The organism is Streptomyces sp. H39-C1 (assembly GCF_027158125.1).
GTDB lineage: Bacteria > Actinomycetota > Actinomycetes > Streptomycetales > Streptomycetaceae > Actinacidiphila > Actinacidiphila fildesensis.
On the sequence record NZ_JAPVLS010000101.1, the window covers coordinates 1 to 17349 of the forward strand.

The following is a 17349-nucleotide window of genomic DNA, read 5'->3' on the forward strand; positions in this document are numbered from 1 at the left end:
CCGACGGCCCGGCGGGCGCCTCCCCCGGGGCGAGCGCGACCTGGGACGTCGCCTTCACCCTGGCCGACGGGTCGACCCGGATCGCCGTCGGCCCGTCGCTGTCGCCCGGCCGGTACGCGCTCGGCACCGACCCCCTGCTCGGCGGGCTCCACCGTGAGCTGGTCCTCGGGGTCACCGCCGCCGGCGACCTGGAGCTGCGGGACCGTACGCTCCGCGCCGTGGCCGACCAGGTGGGACTGCAGGCGGACGGTTCGCTGCTCATCGAGGGCGAACTGCCGGCCAGGACCCCCGAGGGAGCCGAACTGGTGCTGCGGCACGGCACCCACCGGGCGGAGGCAGCCTTCCCGGTCACCGCGGACGGGGACCGTTTCAGCGTGACCGTCCGGCCCGCGGAGGCCGCGCCGACCGAGGGGCACTGGTACCTCCACCTGCGCACCGGCAGCGCGGAGAACACCGACGTCACCGGCGAGACCCCCGTCCACGTGGCCCCCTGCGCGTTCCCGTCGCTTCCTCTCCCGCTCCCGGTCCCGACGCAGCTGCCGGACGCCGACCGGGCCCTCACGCTGGACCGCCGCTGCCACGACCAGCTGTTCCTGGACGCCGGTCCCACCGTGGCGCCGGAGGACCGCGGCCCGTACCGCGGCCGCCTGCTGCGCGAGCGGCACTATCCGCAGGCCCGCGCCCGTACGCTGCGCGACACCGTGCTGTACAGCAGCTTCGACGGGCGCCAGTACTCCGACTCGCCGCGCGCCGTGCACGAGGAGCTGGTGCGCCGCGGCGCCGCCCTGGACCACCTGTGGGTGGTCGGCGACGCCCGTGTGCAGCTGCCGCCCACCGTGCGCGCCGTCACCCATGGCAGCGCGGCGTGGCACGAGGCGCTCGCCCGCAGCCGTCATCTGGTCACCAACACCCACCTGCCCGCCTGGTTCGAGCGGCGCGAGGGCCAGCGGGTCGTCCAGACCTGGCACGGCACCCCCGTCAAACGCATCGGCCAGGACCTGGCCGGCACCCTGTGCGCCGACCTCGCCCACCTGTGGCCGCAGCCCCTGCGCGGCCACCAGTGGGACGTACTGATCTCCCCGAACCCGTACAGCACCCCGCTGCTGCGCCAGGCGCTCGGTTACGACGGTGAGGTCGTCGAGACCGGGCTGCCGCGCACCGATCTGCTCTTCGCCGACGACCGGGACAAGCTCGCCGAGGAGGTCCGCACCCAGCTCGGTCTCCCGGCGGACAAGCGGGTCGTCCTGTACGCCCCCACCCAGCGCGACGACCGGGCGTACGACGACCGGCACTACCGGCTGGACCTGGCCCTGGACCTCGCCGCCGCCGAGTCGGCGCTCGCCGCCGACCACGTGCTCCTGGTGCGCGCCCATCCGCTGGTCGCGGACCGGGTGCCGGTCAACGGCGGCGGTTTCGCCCGCGATGTGTCCGGCTACCCGGATCTCGCCGAGCTGCTGCTGATCGCGGACGTGCTCGTCACCGACTACTCGTCCGTGATGGCCGACTTCGCCAACACCGGGCGCCCCATGCTGTTCCTCACGCCGGACCTGGACCACTACCGGAACACCGTCCGCGGTTTCTACCTCGATTTCGAGGCCCAGGCGCCCGGCCCGCTGCTGCGCAGCACCGACGACCTGATCGGCGCGTTGCGCGATCTGGACTCCGTCATCCGGCGCAGTGCGGAGAGCTATGCCCGTTTCCACACCGCTTTCTGCCCCCTGGACGACGGCTCGGCCGCCTCCCGGGTCGCTGACCTGCTGTTTTCCGATCAAGGGTGAGAGCCCGCCGGCCACCGTGCCGGACGGCCCTGGTATTTGCGTTCTCCGCGCTGCTAGCGTTCACGTAAACCGGGCTGGTTTCACCCCGGCTGGTGTTGATCGCGTCAGACTCGATTGTTCGCTGAGCGACCGAGCAGCGTGAGCCAGGAATCCCCCTGCTTCGGCTGGGGGAGGATTCAAGAAGAGTGCCTCCCGTCCAGGTCGGCTCAGACAGGGTCGCCCGCCGCCGGTCCCCGGGCCGGGCCCGGCCTCTCGTCACCCAGCGTTCTTCCCGTTCATCCCAGAGAAAGCTACTCCGGCTGATGTCCGACACCTCGCAGGACCGTAAGAGCACCGCCGACGCCAACTACACCGAGCGTCTGGCGACCCTGGAAAAGGCCGGCATCAAGCGGCTGCTTCCCACGCAGGCCCCGTACCGCTGGAACCTGCGCCGCCTGAAGCTGGGCCGGGTGCTCGACATCGGCTGCGGACTGGGCCGGAACCTGCAGAACTGCGGTCCGGACAGCGTGGGTGTGGACCACAACCCGACGTCGGTGGCGACCGCCCGTGAGCGCGGTCTGACCGCGTACACCCCGGAGGAGCTGGCCGAGGCCGCGGACTGCGGGCCCGGTTCGTTCGACAGCCTGCTCTGCGCGCACGTGCTGGAGCACCTGGACGAGGACGTCGCGTCCGGTCTGCTCGCCCAGTACCTGCCGTACCTCAAGCCCGGCGGCTCGGTGGTGCTCATCACCCCGCAGGAGGCCGGCTACCGCACGGACGCCACGCATGTGCGCTTCGTCGGCTTCGAGGAGCTGCGGGCCTACGCCGACGAGGCGGGTCTGACCACGAAGCGCACGTACTCCTTCCCGTTCCCCCGCGCGGCCGGGAAGATCTTCCCCTACAACGAGTTCGTCCTGGTCTCCTCGGCTCCGACGGCCTGACCGGCCGCACTCCGCGAACCAGCCGCGCCCCCGTCCACCCGGTCCGCCGGGAGGGCGGGGGCGCAGTCGTCCCCGCGGGGCGGAACACGGCCGTGGAGCATCCTTTTCCTGGCCGGATTCCCCTGCCATGCACAGGAGTTCGGACCGATAGCATCGTTCCTCGATCGCCAATCGGGGGTGCCGGACATCGCCAGCAACGACAGCGACAGCGGCGACGCGCCCGGCGCTCTCGGCGCACTGCGGCCGGACGATCCCCGCGAGATCGCCGGGTACCGGCTGCTCGCCAGGATCGGCGAGGGCGGCCTGGGCACCGTCTATCTGTCGCACACCCCGGGCGGGCAGCCCGCGGCCCTGAAGGTGATCCGCCGGGAGTACGCGCGGGACAAGGAGTTCCGCCGGCGTTTCCAGCGGGACGTGCGGGCCGCACGGGACGTCCGGGGCTACCACGTCGTCCCGATCGTCGGCCATGACTCCACCGGGGACCGGCCCTGGCTGGCCACCGCCTACGTACCCGGCCTCTCCCTCGACGACGCGCTCACCGCCTTCGGGCCGCTGCCGCTCCCCGCCGCCCTGCAGCTGACCGGCTGTGTGGCCGAGGGGCTGCGCGCGGTGCACGCCGGCGGCATCGTGCACCGCGATCTCCAGCCGGGCAACGTCCTGCTCAGCGACGACGGTCCCTGGCTGGCCGACTTCGGCATAGCCAGGGCCGCCGAATCCACCCGTCCGACGCGTGGCGGCGGCCTCATCACGACCCCGCAGTACATGTCGCCCGAGCACGCCAACGGGGACGCCCTCACGCCCGCCAGCGACATCTTCTCGCTCGGCCTGCTCGCCGCGGTGGTCGCGACCGGCCGCCATCCGTACGGCGAACTCGGTCCCGGCGGCCCCATCAGCCTCGCCACCCGGATCGCCAACACCGCCCTCCGGCCACCGGACCTGTCCGGCTACCCGGACCTGTTGCGACCGGTACTGGAGCGCTGTCTGGCCGCCGATCCCGCCGACCGGCCCGAGCCCGCCGAACTGGCCGGACTGTGCGAGCGGGCCGCCGGACGGCCCCTGCGCGATGTCACCGACTGGCTGCCCGAGCCGCTGACGGCGGAGATCGTCCGGCGCGCGGCCGCGGCCCAGCGGCCGCCCGAGCCGGAATCCATGACATTAGGCGACTCGGCACCGGACTCCGCACCGGACCCTTCCGCCGAGCCGGCTCCCGGCAACCTCTTCGGCCCGGTCGTCTCCACCTGGTCCAATTGGGGCACCGCCACACCCGACGTACCGCCGGTGGGCGGCAAGTACCGCCAGCAGACGCTGCTCGCGATCGCCGGCAGCGTCGTCGCCCTGCTCCTCGCGGTGACCCTGACCTTCGCCTTCTTGCGGAACGGCGACCACCGCCCGCCACCGGCCACCCCTTCACCGGCGCCCGGCACCTCGCGGTGCTGCGGAACACCGGTATCGCCCCAGGGGCCGGCACCGAGCGCACCCGTGCCGGGAACGGCCGGCTGACGCACCCCCGAGCGCACGAACGCCGGCCGGGCCCCGGTGTACGGGGTCCGGCCGGCGTTCACGGTCCTGCGTCGGCGTGGGCCTGTCGGCCCCCGCCTCAGCGGCGGGCGCGCAGCAGCGTACGGAACGTCCGCATCGCGACCGACAGGTTCGCGAGGTCGAACTCCTCCGAGCCCTGGATCTCGTCGAGGGTGGTCCTGGCACGGCCGATGAGCGCCGCGTTCTGCTCCTCCCACGCCTTGAAGCGCTGCTCCGGGTTGGAGGTGCCGTTCCCGGCGGACAGCACGTCGGCGGTGAGCGAGGCGTGCGCCGCGAAGAGGTCCTCGCGGATGGCCGCGCGGGCCATCGACTGCCAGCGGTCGGCCCGCGGCAGTTCGATGATGCGGTCCAGCAGCTTGGTGATCTGGAGCCGGTCGGCGAGGTCGTAGTAGATCTCGGCGACCTCGAGCGGGTCCTTGCCGGTGCGGTCCGCGACATCGACGATGTCGAGGGCCGGGAAGGCGGACGAGAAGCCCGCGACCCGGGTGGCCAGTTCCTCCGGGACACCCGCGCCGGTCAGCTCGTCATGGATGCTCTGGTACCACTCCAGGTCGGCGCCGCGCGTCAGCTTCGGCAGCTGGGACCAGACGGTGGCCACCCCGTCGCGGAAGAACTCGATGGTCCCGGCGATCTCCAGCGGCTGCGGCCGGTTGTTGAGCAGCCAGCGCGTGGCGCGCTCGACGAGCCGGCGCGAGTGCAGCCGGATCCGGGTCAGCACATCGGCGTCCACGACGTTGTCGAGCGCTTCGACGTCGTCCCAGATCGCGGAGAGCCCGAAGATCGCGCGGGCCGCGGTGTGCGCCCTGACGATCTCCTCGCCGGTCGCGCCGATCTCCTCGCGGAAACGGTGCAGGAAGGTCGTGCCACCGGTGTTGACGGTGTCGTTGACCAGCATCGTCGTGACGATCTCACGGTGCAGCGCGTGGCTCTCGATCTGCGTCTCGAACCGCTCGCGCAGCGGCTTGGGGAAGTAGTCGTGCAGCAGCGTGCGCAGGTACGGATCCTCCGGGAGGTCGGTGTGGATCAGCTCCTCCGCGACAGTGATCTTCGTGTACGCCATCAGCACGGACAGCTCGGGCTGGCTCAGCCCCTGCCCGTTGGCGAGCCGCTCGCGGATCTGCCGGTCGGTGGGAAGGAACTCCAGCGCCCGGTCGAGCCGGCCGTCGCGCACCAGCTTGCGCATGAAGCGCTGGTGGGCGTGGAGCAGGCTGGACGCCTGCGCCATGCCGTTCCCGAGCGCGACGTTCTGCGCGTAGTTGTTGCGCAGCACCAGGCTGCCGACCTCGTCGGTCATCGCGGCGAGCAGCGTGTTGCGCTGCTTGACGGTCAGATCGCCGTCCGCGACCACGCTGTTGAGCAGGATCTTGATGTTGACCTCGTGGTCCGAGGCGTCCACGCCGGCGCTGTTGTCGATCGCGTCGGTGTTGATCCGGCCGCCGTTGAGCGCGAACTCGATACGGCCGAGCTGCGTCAGCCCCAGGTTGCCGCCCTCGCCGACGACCTTGACCCGCAGGTCCGCGCCGTCGACGCGGATCGCGTCGTTGGCCTTGTCGCCGACGTCGGTGTGCGATTCGGTCGAGGCCTTGACGTAGGTGCCGATGCCGCCGTTCCAGAGCAGGTCCACAGGGGCCTGCAGGATCGCCTTCATCAGCTCGGCGGGGGTCAGCTTGGCGACGTTCCCCTCGATGCCGAGCGCCTTGCGGACCTGCGCGGTGATCGGGATGGCCTTGGCGCTGCGCGGGTGGATGCCGCCGCCCGCCGAGATGAGCGAGCTGTCGTAGTCCGCCCACGAGGAGCGCGGCAGCTCGAACATCCGGCGCCGCTCGGCGTAGGACACCGCCGCGTCGGGGGTCGGGTCCAGGAAGATGTGCCGGTGGTCGAAGGCGGCGATCAGCTGGATGTGCTCGCTGAGCAGCATCCCGTTGCCGAACACGTCGCCCGACATGTCGCCGACGCCGACGACCGTGAAGTCCTCGGACTGCGTGTTGTGGCCCATCTCGCGGAAGTGCCGCTTGACGGACTCCCAGGCGCCCTTGGCCGTGATGCCCATCTTCTTGTGGTCGTAGCCGACCGAGCCGCCGGAGGCGAACGCGTCGCCCAGCCAGAAGCCGTAGCTGACGGCGACCTCGTTGGCGATGTCGGAGAAGGACGCGGTGCCCTTGTCCGCGGCGACGACCAGGTACGTGTCGTCCTCGTCGTGCCGCACCACGCCGTTCGGCGGGACGACCTCGCCGCCCACCAGGTTGTCGGTGATGTCGAGCAGGCCGGAGATGAAGGTCTTGTACGAGGCGATGCCCTCGGCCAGCCACGCGTCACGGTCCACCGCCGGGTCGGGCAGCCGCTTGCCGACGAAGCCGCCCTTGGCGCCGACCGGCACGATCACGGTGTTCTTCACCATCTGCGCCTTGACCAGGCCCAGCACCTCGGTACGGAAGTCCTCGCGCCGGTCGGACCAGCGCAGCCCGCCGCGGGCGACCTTGCCGAAGCGCAGGTGGACACCCTCGACCCGCGGTGAGTACACCCAGATCTCGAAGGCCGGGCGGGGCGCGGGCAGGTCCGGGATCTCCTGCGGGTCGAACTTCATCGACAGGTAGCTGTGCGGCTGCCCGTCGTCGCGGCGCTGGAAGTAGTTGGTGCGCAGCGTCGCCTTGATGAGGGTGAGGAAGGACCGCAGGATGCGGTCCTCGTCCAGCGAGGCGACCTGGTCGAGCGCGCCGTCGAGCTCCTCAAGGAGCCCGTCGGTCAGCTCCTTGCCGGCCCGCTGGTGGTCCGGGGACATCCGGGCCTGGAAGAGGTTCACCAGCAGCCGGGTGGTGTGGACGTTGTTCCGGAGGGTGTCCTCCATGTAGTCCTGGCTGAAGGTGGAGCCGGCCTGCCGCATGTACTTGGCGTAGGCGCGCAGCACCATGGCCTGGCGCCAGTTCAGCCCGGCGCGCAGCACCAGGGAGTTGAAGCCGTCGTTCTCCGCCTCGTCGGTCCAGGTGGCGGCGAACGTCTCCTGGAAGCGCTCACGGGCGTCGTCGCCGAGATCGCCGAGGGAGGGGTCGAGCCGCAGGCCGAAGTCGTACACCCAGGCGCGGGTGTGGTCGGTGCGGCGCAGCTCGTAGGGGCGCTCGTCCACGACCTCGACGCCGAGCTTCTGCAGCACCGGCAGAACGGCGGAGAGCGAGACGGGCGCACCGGTGCGGTAGATCTTGAAGCGGCGCTCCCCGGGAGCCGCGCCGACCGGCTCGTACAGGCTGAGGGTGAAGTCGCCCTCGGGCTTGAGCTGTTCGATGTGCTGCAGGTCCGCGACGGCCGAACGGGGGGTGAAGTCCGCCCGGTAGCCGTCGGGGAAGGCCTGGGCGTAGCTGCGGGTCAGCTCGGCGGCCCGCTCCTCGCCGCATTCGGCGGTGAGCGCCTCGGCGAAGCCGTCGGCCCAGGAGCGGGCCGCCTCGACGAGCCGGGCCTCGATCCGGTCGATCTCGGCCTCGGTGAGGTCGGTGAGGGCCGTGCCGGGCGCCACGCGGACGACGAAGTGCAGCCGGGAGAGCACCGATTCGGTGTTCCAGGCGGTGAAGTCGACGCTGTGGCCGTTCAGCTCGTCCTGGAGGATGTTGGTGAGCCGCAGCCGCACCGCCGTGGTGTAGCGGTCGCGCGGCAGGTAGACCAGCGCGGAGTAGTAGCGGCCGTACTCGTCCTGCCGCAGGAACAGCCGCAGCCGGCGGCGCTCCTGCAGGTACAGCACGCTGGTGACGATGGAGCGCAGCTCGTCGGCCGGGGTCTGGAACAGCTCGTCGCGCGGGTAGGTCTCCAGGATCTGGAGCAGGTCGCGGCCGTCGTGGCTGTCCGGGGTGAAGCCGGCGCCCTCCAGCACCTCCTCCACCTTGCGGCGGATCACCGGGACGCGGCGCACCGACTCGGTGTACGCGGCTGAGGAGAACAGGCCCAGGAAGCGCCGCTCGCCGATGACGTTGCCCTCGGCGTCGAACTTCTTCACCCCGACGTAGTCGAGGTAGGAGGGCCGGTGGACGGTGGAGCGGCTGTTGGCCTTGGTGAGGATCAGCAGCTTGTGCTCACGGGCCTTGGCCCGTGCGTCGGCCGGCAGCCGGTTGAACGACGGGGAGCCGGGGTGCGTGCCGTCGTCCCCGTGCTGGGGGTCGGAGCGCAGGATGCCCAGGCCGGTGCCGGCGATCGCCGACAGGACGTCCTCGCCGCTGCCGTCCGGGCCGGCGTCGGTGGTCAGCTCGTACTCGCGGTAGCCGAGGAAGGTGAAGTGGTCGTCGGCGAGCCACTTCATCAGCTCCCAGGCCTCGCCGACCTCCTGCTCGGGCAGCGGCGGCGGCGTCGCGGCGAGCTCCTCGGCGATCCGGAGCGTGGCCTCGCGCATCTTCGTCCAGTCCTCGACGGACTCACGGACGTCGGACAGCGCGCCGCGCAACTCCGCGGTGATCTGCTTGAGATCCTCGCGGTCGGTCTCACGGTCGATCTCGACGTGGATCCAGGACTCGGTGAGCGCGTCGTGCGGGAGGTTGTCGGGGTCGCCGCCGTTGTCGTGCAGCGAGCACCCGTTGCCGATGATCTCCAGCAGCTTGCCCGTCACGTCGCGGCGCACCACGATCTGCGGGTGGACCACCACATGGATCGCCCGGTCGGCCTGCGACAGGGCGTTGGTGACCGAGTCGACGAGGAAGGGCATGTCGTCGGTGACGACCTCGACGACGGTGTGGCTGCAGGCCCAGCCGTTCTCTTCGACCGTCGGGGTGTGGACCCGGACATTCGCGGTGCCCTGCGGGCGTACCTCTGCGAGCCGGTGGTGGGACAGTGCCGCGCCGAACACGTCGACCGGATCGCGGTCGAGCAGGTCCTCCGGTGCACTGTGCAGGTAGTAGCGCTGGAGGAACGCGGTCAGCGCCTCTGCGTCGAGGCCCTGGCCGGGGTGTCCCCCTGCCGGGCTGTTCTCAGCTACCCGGGCCGCCCGTACGAGCAGCTCGGCCTTGGCTTCGTCCAGCTTGGTCTGCATGTCCTCTGACTCCTGTCGCGCGCCGTTGCGTGACGTCGGGTGATGGCGCGGCGTCCCGGGGCGCGGGTTCACCGCTACGGGACGACGCTATGCCGGGATACAGGGGCGCCGTACCGTTGTTTACGGATCGGACCCGCCTGCATGGATCAACGCTGATCACGCAGTAAGGCTATCGCTCCGGCCCGGGGGGCTGTCAGGGGACGCCTCTGTACAAAACCTGGCCGGATTCTTGGACCAAATGGACAGCGCGCAAACAGCCGGATGTCCGATCCGGTCAGGCCCCGTCATCCCGGGGCCGGCCGACCGGCCCTGGTCATTCAGGGCCGATCATCCGGACCTGTCATCCCGCGGTGAGCCGCCGGGCGGCCTCGACCGCCTCCGCGAGCGAATCCACCACCGGCACCCCGGCGGCCGCCAGACTGACCCGGCTGTGCGACCCCCCGGTGTACAGAACGGCGTGTGCGCCCGCGTGGGCCGCCGCCAGCGCGTCGTCCACCGCATCGCCGATGACGACGACGCGGTCGGGTGAGACGCCCTCCAGGGCGGCGAGGTGGCGGACCATCTGCTCGGCCTTGCCGCCGCCGGACGGCCCGGTCGCGCCGTCCATCCGGACGAAGTGCCGCTCGATGCCGTGGGTGCGCACGATCGGTATCAGCAGATCGTGCGGGGCGAGCGAACAGAGCGACTGCGTCAGCCCCGCGTGCTGCTGGGCGGCGAGCAGCTCGGCCGCGCCCTCGGCGAGACCGCAGTTCCCCGCCCGCTCCCAGTAGTGCCGGTGGAACGCCTCGTCCATCACCACCCACTCCGCGTCCGTGGGCAGCCGGCCGATCAGCCGCTCGTAGAACTTAGGCACCGGCACGCAGTACAGCTCGCGGTAGCGGTCCAGGGTGATCGGGGACAGGCCGAGGTCGGCGAAGGAGGCGTTCGTGGCCTCCAGCACCGCGTCGATGTCGTGGAAAAGGGTCCCGTTCCAGTCCCACACCAGATGAGCGTTCACGCCCCCGACGTTACCCGGCGGGTACGACAGCCCGGCGGCCTCAGCCGATCAGGTTGGGGATCTCCTGCGTCGCGAACCAGAGCAGCTCGTGGTCCTCCGCGCCGTCGACGGTGAACTGGGCGTCGTCGTCGCCCGCGTCGGCCGCGCCCAGCGCCAGCGCCGCGGCGGTCACGTCCTGCTCCGCGTCGGTGGCGTCCAGGTGTACGGCGGCGGCATCGCTCATCGACACCACCGCGGCCAGCCGGACCTCGCCGAGGGCTGCGGCGTCCAGCCCGCGGTCCGGGTCGAAGGTGACGGCCGACTCCGGCACGTCCACCGCGAGCACGATGCGGCGGCGCGGGGCGTCGGGGTTCACGGCGAGCTGCCGGAGCGACGCCTGGGCGGCCCGGGTCAGCGCCGCGTACTCCAGCTCCTCGATGTCGTCGGAGACGTACCACTCGCGAAGGCTGGGGGTGACCGCGTAGGCGTCCAGCGGTGCGGGGCCCAGTTCGCCCGCCTTGTGGGCCTCGGCCAGGCCGGACAGGGTCGTGGGGATGTAGACGCGCATGGCCGTCAGCATACGTGCGTAACGGCGCGACCACGCGGATAGGTGAAACGGCCGCCCGCGTCCCGCGCCGGCGGACCGCGTTGTCCCCGCCCCCCGGTGGCGCGTACAACCGGGTTACCGAACGGTAGAAACCGGTGGCCCGGGTACGTACCCGGCCACATCCGGCCGAATCCGGCGGATCCCGCCGGCACCGCACCACGGGGGTATCAGCATGGCCGTCACCTCACCAGCGTCCGCCCGTCCCGGCCCGGCCCGCACCCGCCGGTCCGGGCCGCCCAACCGGCACGACCACCGGCGCCCGCCGGTCCGGGCGGGCCGGCCGGCCGCCGTTCCGCCGCACCTGTGGTTCGCCGGCCGGCTGCTCACCGTCCTCACCGGACGGCAGCCCATCAGCTGCCTCGCCGGCCGGGTCCGCGGCCCCGCCTACGACCGGCTCTGGGAGCTGGTGACCTCCCGCGCCGACTGGCAGCGCCGGGCCCGCGGGGAAGCACCCTACGTCCACAGCTGCCAGGTCGCGCGGCAGCACGACGGCGCCCTGGAGGTGACGGCCGTCGTCTCCCTGGCCCATGACGCCTTCCGCGCCATCGCCTTCCGGCTGGAGCGCGGCCCGGCGGGCGGAACGGGCGGGGACGCCGACGGGGCGGGCGGGGGTGTCTGGCGCTGCACCGCGGTCGAGGCCCGCTGACCCGCCGCCCCCGCGGCCTCGTGGGAACGCGGCCGGGGCCGGACCCCCACGATGGGAGTCCGGCCCCGGCCGGTGCTTACCGCGCGACTTTTCGCGCCGTGCGCCCGCGCTACTTCTTGCGGCGCTTGCCGCCCTTGGCGGCCTTGCGGCGCTCCGCGCGCGTCTGGCCGTCCCCGTCGGAACCGGCACCCTCGCTCTCGAAGTCGCCCTCGACGACACCGCCCTCGCCGTCCACCGAAGGAGCGGAGAAGTGCAGCCGGTCCGCCCGCTTCGGGGCCTCCAGGCCCTTGGCGCGGATCTCCGGACGGGCGTCCTTGACGAGCGACGGCGCCGCGTCCTCGACCGGGACCTCCTCGACCTGCTGCTCGACCTGGACGTCCAGGTTGAACAGGTAGCCGACGGACTCCTCCTTGATGCCCTCCATCATGGCGGTGAACATGTCGAAGCCCTCGCGCTGGTACTCGACCAGCGGGTCGCGCTGCGCCATGGCGCGCAGCCCGATGCCCTCCTGGAGGTAGTCCATCTCGTAGAGGTGCTCGCGCCACTTGCGGTCCAGCACCGACAGGACCACGCGCCGCTCCAGCTCGCGCATGACGTCACCGGAGAGCTGCGCCTCGCGCTCCTCGTACTGCTCGGTGATGTCGTCCTTGACGGTCTCGGCGATGAACTCGGCGGTGATGCCGGCCCGGTCGCCGGCCGCGTCCTCCAGGTCCTCGACGGTGATCTTGATCGGGTAGAGCTGCCCGAAGGCGTTCCACAGCCGGTCCAGGTCCCAGTCCTCGGCGAAGCCGTCCTTCGTCTCGGCGTCGATGTACGCCTCGATCGTGTCGTCCATGAAGTGCCGCACCTGCTCGTGCAGGTCCTCGCCCTCCAGGACGCGGCGGCGCTCGCCGTAGATGACCTCGCGCTGGCGGTTGAGCACCTCGTCGTACTTCAGGACGTTCTTGCGGATCTCGAAGTTCTGCTGCTCGACCTGCGACTGGGCGGACGCGATCGCGCGCGTCACCATCTTGTTCTCGATCGGGACGTCGTCCGGCACATTGGCCATCGACATCACGCGCTCGACCATCTGCGCCTTGAACAGGCGCATCAGGTCGTCACCGAGGGAGAGGTAGAAGCGGGACTCGCCCGGGTCGCCCTGACGGCCGGAGCGGCCGCGCAGCTGGTTGTCGATCCGGCGGGACTCGTGGCGCTCGGTGCCCAGCACGTACAGGCCGCCGAGCTCCTTGACCTCTTCGAACTCGGCCTTGACGGCCGCCTCGGCGCGCTCCAGCGCCGCCGGCAGGTCCGCGGCCCACTCCTCGACGTGCTCGACCGGGTCCAGGCCGCGCTGGCGCAGCTCGGCCTCGGCGAGGTCCTCGGGGTTGCCGCCGAGCTTGATGTCGGTGCCACGGCCGGCCATGTTCGTGGCGACGGTGACCGCGCCCTTGCGGCCGGCCTGGGCGACGATGGACGCCTCCCGGTCGTGCTGCTTGGCGTTCAGCACCTCGTGCGGGACACCGCGCTTGGACAGCTGCGCCGACAGGTACTCGGACTTCGCGACCGAGACGGTGCCGACCAGGACCGGCTGGCCCTTCTCGTGCTTCTCTGCGATGTCCTCGACGACCGCCGCGAACTTCGCCTCCTCGGTGCGGTAGATCAGGTCCGCCCGGTCCAGCCGCGCGAGGTCGCGGTTGGTCGGGATCGGGACGACACCGAGCTTGTAGATCTGGTGGAACTCGGCGGCCTCGGTCATGGCCGTACCGGTCATGCCGGAGAGCTTGTCGTAGAGGCGGAAGAAGTTCTGCAGGGTGATCGTGGCGAGGGTCTGGTTCTCGTCCTTGATGTCCACCCCTTCCTTCGCCTCGATCGCCTGGTGCATGCCCTCGTTGTAGCGGCGGCCCGCGAGGATACGGCCGGTGTGCTCGTCGACGATCATGACTTCGCCGTCCATGACGACGTAGTCCTTGTCGTTCTTGTAGAGCTCCTTGGCCTTGATCGCGTTGTTCAGGTAACCGACGAGCGGGGTGTTCACCGACTCGTAGAGGTTGTCGATGCCGAGCCAGTCCTCGACCTTGGCGACGCCGCTCTCGTGGATGGCGACCGTGCGCTTCTTCTCGTCGACCTCGTAGTCGCCGGTCTCCTCGACGCCGATGCTGCCGGCCTCGCCCTTGTTCAGCCGCTTCACCAGGCGCGCGAAGTCGGCGTACCACTTGGTGGCCTGGTCGGCGGGGCCGGAGATGATCAGCGGGGTACGGGCCTCGTCCACGAGGATCGAGTCGACCTCGTCGACGATCGCGAAGTTGTGGCCGCGCTGCACCAGCTCGTCCTTCGACCACGCCATGTTGTCGCGCAGGTAGTCGAAGCCGAACTCGTTGTTGGTGCCGTACGTGATGTCGCAGTTGTACATCTCGCGGCGCTGCGCCGGCGACATGTTCGCCAGGATGCAGCCGACCTCGAGGCCGAGGAATTTGTGCACCCGGCCCATCCACTCCGAGTCACGCTCGGCGAGGTAGTCGTTGACGGTGATGAGGTGGACGCCCTTGCCGGAGATCGCGTTCAGGTACGCGGGCAGGGTGCCGACCAGGGTCTTGCCCTCACCGGTGCGCATTTCTGCGACATATCCGAGGTGGAGAGCTGCGCCGCCCATCATCTGGACGTCGTAGTGACGCTGGCCGAGCACGCGCTTGGCGGCCTCACGGACCGTGGCGAACGCCTCGGGAAGCAGGTCGTCGAGGGTCTCGCCGCCCTCGAACCGTTCCTTGTACTCGTCGGTGAGGGCCCGCAGCTCGGCGTCCGTCAGATTGACGAAGTCCTCTTCAATGGAATTGACCTGGTCCGCGATGCGGTGCAGCTTGCGCAGGATCTTGCCTTCGCCTGCACGCATGAGCTTGTTGAAGACGGACACGTAGGCTGGCTCCTTGCCGGTCGGGCCTGGCACGTAATCTCGCGCTGGGCACAGCGGGATGCACTCCGCCGCAACGGCCATCGTAAGCGAGGACACCTGCAGGCCGGGAGGTCCGTCAGCACACCGGTCCGCCGTCACCCCGCGTAGTGATACAAATCGCTTTTTCAACCGGCCCGGCGGTCGGCGATACTCCGCTCATGGAGCCCATCACCCTCACCACCGAACGCCTGGTTCTGCGCACGCTGGGGCCGGCCGACGCCGACGCGGTGTACCAAGCCTGCCAGGACCCGGAGATCCCCCGCTGGACCAGCGTCCCGTCGCCGTACACGCGTCAGGACGCGGCGGATTTCACCGGTCCGGTGAGCGCCCAGGGGTGGGCCGACGACATCCTCTACAACTTCGGCGCCTTTACCAGGGACGGCGGCACGCTGGTCGGCTCCGTCGGACTGGTGCGGCTCGGCAAGCTGGGCGCGCCCGACCACCAGGCCGAGCTCGGCTACTGGGCGGTCAAGGAGCAGCGCGGCCGCGGGTACACCGTGGAGGCCGGCCTCGCGGTGTGCCGGTGGGCCTTCGCCGACCTCGGCGTGCAGCGGATGGAGTGGTTCGCGGACGCGGGCAACGAGGGATCGCGCGCGGTCGCCCGCAGGATCGGCTTCGTCATGGAGGGCACCATGCGGGCCAAGATCGTCCACAACGGCACCCGGCGGGACTGCTGGACCGGTTCGCTGCTCCCCTCGGACCTGGGGCTTCCGCTGGCGACGCCGTATCTGCCCTTCCCGGGCGAGTAGGGATCCTCGGCGGGCGAGTGGGACCTCGGCAGGCGGTGCACGGGTCGCGGGCGGCCGGGTCGCCGGTGGGCCCGGGGCATTGTCAGTGGCGCGTTCTAGGCTCTCCGGCATGACACCGCTGCCCCGCCCCGTAGCCACCCTGTCCGCGGACGATGCCCGCCGGATCGCCCTGCGCGCGCAGGGCCTGCTCGGCGTCCCGGACCGGCGCGCCGGGGTCCGCGGGGTGCTGCGCCGGCTGGGAGCGGTCCAGCTCGACACGATCTCCGTCCTGGCGCGGTCGCACGAGCTCATTCCGTACGCACGGCTGGGCGCCGTGGGCCGGGACGCCATCGAGAAGGCGTACTGGACCGAGTCGCACGCCTTCGAGTACTGGTCGCACGCCGCCTGCATCCTGCCCATCGAGGAATGGCCGCACTTCGCCTTCCGGCGCCGCGCCCGGCGGGACCGCGGCCACCGCTGGCACGTGCTGGAGGACGCCGACCGCTCGTGCGGCGCCGTACTGGACCGGCTCAAGGCCGACGGGCCGCTCACGTCCACGGAACTGGGCGGCGCCAAGAACGGCGGCCCCTGGTGGGACTGGTCGGAGACGAAGATCGCGGTGGAGTGGCTGCTCGACACCGGCCAGGTGGTCTGCACCGAGCGGCGCGGCTGGAAGCGCGTCTACGACCTGGCGGAGCGCGCCATTCCGGACGCTCTGCTGCACGACGACATCGATGACGCGGAGTGCATGCGGCGGCTCGTGGCGCAGGCCGGGGCGGCGATGGGCGTGGCCACCCGCGCCGACCTCGCGGACTACCACCGGCTCAAGGGCGAGCAGGTGATGGCGGTGATCGAGGGCTCCGGACTGGTCCCGGTGGAGGTCGAGGGCTGGGGCAAGCCGGCCTGGGCGGACCCGCTGGTGCTGGACGCCGAGTCCGCCGCGAAGCGCGGCCGGCACCGTACGACCCTGCTGTCCCCGTTCGACTCCCTGGTCTGGGACCGGCCGCGCACCGAGCGGATCTTCGGTTTCACCCACCGGCTGGAGGCGTACGTCCCCAAGCCGAAGCGCATCCACGGCTATTTCGCGATGCCGCTGCTGGCGGGCGGTAATCTGGTGGGCCGGGTGGACCCGGCACGCGAGGGCAGCACCCTCGTGGCCCGGCAGGTGACGCTCGACGGCCCGAAGGCGGTGCAGCCGGCGGCCGAGGCGATCGCCGAGGCGGCGGGCTGGGTCGGCTGCGTGGAGGCGCGGGTGGAACGGGTGCTGCCGGAAGCGCTGCGGGAGCCGCTGGCGGACGCCCTGAACCGGACCCACGACCGCCGCTGACCCGGCGCCCCTTGCCCGGCGCCGGCGTCTCCTGTTGCTGGCTACCGGCCACCGGACACCGGCTACCGGCTATCTGATTTCGAGGATCTTCTCGCGCATCGCGTAGACCACGGCCTCCATCCTGGAGTGCAGCTGCAGCTTCTCCAGGATGTTGCGCACGTGGTTCTTCACGGTGTTCTCGCTGATGAACAACTGCTTGGCGATGTCACGGTTGTTCAGACCGGTCGCCACGAGCTTGAGCACTTCCAGCTCCCGGTCGGTGAGCCGCGGTGCGGGCACCAGCCGCCGCTCGTCGGTCCGCTGGATCATCGACTTGAACTCGGTGAGGAGCTTGGACGCCATCGAAGGGCTGATCTGCGACTGGCCGTCGGCGACCGCGCGGATGGCGGTGGCGACCTCGTCCGTGGAGATCTCCTTGAGCAGATATCCCGTCGCGCCGGCCTTGATCGCTTCGTAGAGGTCGGCCTCTTCATCGCTTATCGTCAACATGATGATCTTGGCGCTGGGGGCGACCTCCTTGATGGAGGTGCAGGCCTCGATACCGCCGCGCCTGGGCATCCGGACGTCCATCAGCACGATGTCCGGCAGCAGGTCGGCGGCCTTCTCCACCGCCTCCGCGCCGTCCCCCGCCTCGCCGATGACCTGGATGTCCTCCTCCTGCGCGAGGACGATCTCCAGCCCCCGCCGGAACAGGGCGTGATCGTCGACGACCAGTACCCGGATGGGCTCCTTGCGGGGCGCCTCCAGGTGGTCCCTCGCAGGGGCGTGCCCCTCGTCGCTGATGTCTGCGGGCTCGAAGCTGTCCGGCATCAGATCCTCCCCCTCAGGCCAGAGTTGGCAGCTACACCCATGCTTTCATGATTGGGGCCTGTCCGGGGCGCGGCGTCGCCCCCGGGAAAG

General features: G+C 71.0%; 11 protein-coding genes. 6 read left to right on the top strand and 5 right to left on the bottom strand.

Features of this window, described 5'->3' with window-relative positions:
- The 3 genes from O3W51_RS40470 to O3W51_RS40480 all read left to right on the top strand — a co-directional run.
- A partial coding sequence (locus O3W51_RS40470) for a CDP-glycerol glycerophosphotransferase family protein (protein WP_269288819.1) occupies positions 1-1778 on the top strand: 1778 nt, incomplete at its 5' end.
- Positions 1779-2080: 302 nt separating this feature from the next.
- Positions 2081-2698, top strand: a complete 618-nt coding sequence (locus O3W51_RS40475; protein ID WP_138357597.1) for a class I SAM-dependent methyltransferase — start codon at positions 2081-2083, stop codon at positions 2696-2698.
- A gap of 177 nt (positions 2699-2875) precedes the next feature.
- The gene (locus O3W51_RS40480; RefSeq protein ID WP_269288820.1) at positions 2876-4198 is read left to right on the top strand and encodes a serine/threonine-protein kinase; all 1323 of its coding nucleotides are present in this window, start codon (positions 2876-2878) and stop codon (positions 4196-4198) included.
- Between the two features lie 97 nt (positions 4199-4295).
- Here O3W51_RS40480 and O3W51_RS40485 read toward each other — a convergent pair whose 3' ends face one another.
- The 3 genes from O3W51_RS40485 to O3W51_RS40495 all read right to left on the bottom strand — a co-directional run bounded on the left by O3W51_RS40485 (position 4296) and on the right by O3W51_RS40495 (position 10783).
- Complete coding sequence (locus O3W51_RS40485) at positions 4296-9239, bottom strand: NAD-glutamate dehydrogenase (RefSeq protein WP_138357598.1); 4944 nt, start codon at positions 9237-9239, stop codon at positions 4296-4298.
- A gap of 340 nt (positions 9240-9579) precedes the next feature.
- A complete protein-coding gene (locus tag O3W51_RS40490; protein ID WP_269288822.1) occupies positions 9580-10236 on the bottom strand; it encodes an HAD family hydrolase in 657 nt (218 codons plus the stop codon).
- A 40-nt stretch (positions 10237-10276) separates the two neighbouring features.
- Positions 10277-10783, bottom strand: a complete 507-nt coding sequence (locus O3W51_RS40495; RefSeq protein WP_164298256.1) for a DUF6912 family protein — start codon at positions 10781-10783, stop codon at positions 10277-10279.
- Between the two features lie 211 nt (positions 10784-10994).
- Between O3W51_RS40495 and O3W51_RS40500 the strand changes: the two genes are divergently transcribed.
- Positions 10995-11468, top strand: a complete 474-nt coding sequence (locus O3W51_RS40500) for an Rv3235 family protein (protein WP_164608352.1) — start codon at positions 10995-10997, stop codon at positions 11466-11468.
- Positions 11469-11577: 109 nt separating this feature from the next.
- Here O3W51_RS40500 and secA read toward each other — a convergent pair whose 3' ends face one another.
- Entirely contained in the window at positions 11578-14355 is a 2778-nt protein-coding gene (gene secA, locus O3W51_RS40505) for a preprotein translocase subunit SecA (RefSeq protein WP_138358872.1), read from the bottom strand.
- Positions 14356-14552: 197 nt separating this feature from the next.
- On the opposite strand from secA, the gene O3W51_RS40510 reads away from it, so the two are divergent.
- Complete coding sequence (locus O3W51_RS40510) at positions 14553-15143, top strand: GNAT family N-acetyltransferase (protein ID WP_138358874.1); 591 nt, start codon at positions 14553-14555, stop codon at positions 15141-15143.
- A gap of 109 nt (positions 15144-15252) precedes the next feature.
- Entirely contained in the window at positions 15253-16449 is a 1197-nt protein-coding gene (locus tag O3W51_RS40515) for a winged helix-turn-helix domain-containing protein (RefSeq protein WP_187144894.1), read from the top strand.
- A gap of 69 nt (positions 16450-16518) precedes the next feature.
- Here the strand turns inward: O3W51_RS40515 and O3W51_RS40520 are convergent, their stop codons facing one another.
- Positions 16519-17259, bottom strand: coding sequence for a response regulator (locus tag O3W51_RS40520; RefSeq protein WP_138358878.1), 741 nt, complete (start codon positions 17257-17259; stop codon positions 16519-16521).
- Positions 17260-17349 lie beyond the last annotated feature (90 nt).

Excerpts from the sequence above, each read along its gene's own strand:
- O3W51_RS40475 (WP_138357597.1), top strand. The coding sequence starts at position 2,081 with ATGTCCGACACCTCGCAGGACCGTAAGAGCACCGCCGACGCCAACTAC.
- O3W51_RS40485 (WP_138357598.1), bottom strand. The coding sequence starts at position 9,239 with ATGCAGACCAAGCTGGACGAAGCCAAGGCCGAGCTGCTCGTACGGGCG.
- O3W51_RS40495 (WP_164298256.1), bottom strand. The coding sequence starts at position 10,783 with ATGCGCGTCTACATCCCCACGACCCTGTCCGGCCTGGCCGAGGCCCAC.
- O3W51_RS40500 (WP_164608352.1), top strand. The coding sequence starts at position 10,995 with ATGGCCGTCACCTCACCAGCGTCCGCCCGTCCCGGCCCGGCCCGCACC.
- O3W51_RS40510 (WP_138358874.1), top strand. The coding sequence starts at position 14,553 with ATGGAGCCCATCACCCTCACCACCGAACGCCTGGTTCTGCGCACGCTG.
- O3W51_RS40515 (WP_187144894.1), top strand. The coding sequence starts at position 15,253 with ATGACACCGCTGCCCCGCCCCGTAGCCACCCTGTCCGCGGACGATGCC.
- O3W51_RS40520 (WP_138358878.1), bottom strand. The coding sequence starts at position 17,259 with ATGCCGGACAGCTTCGAGCCCGCAGACATCAGCGACGAGGGGCACGCC.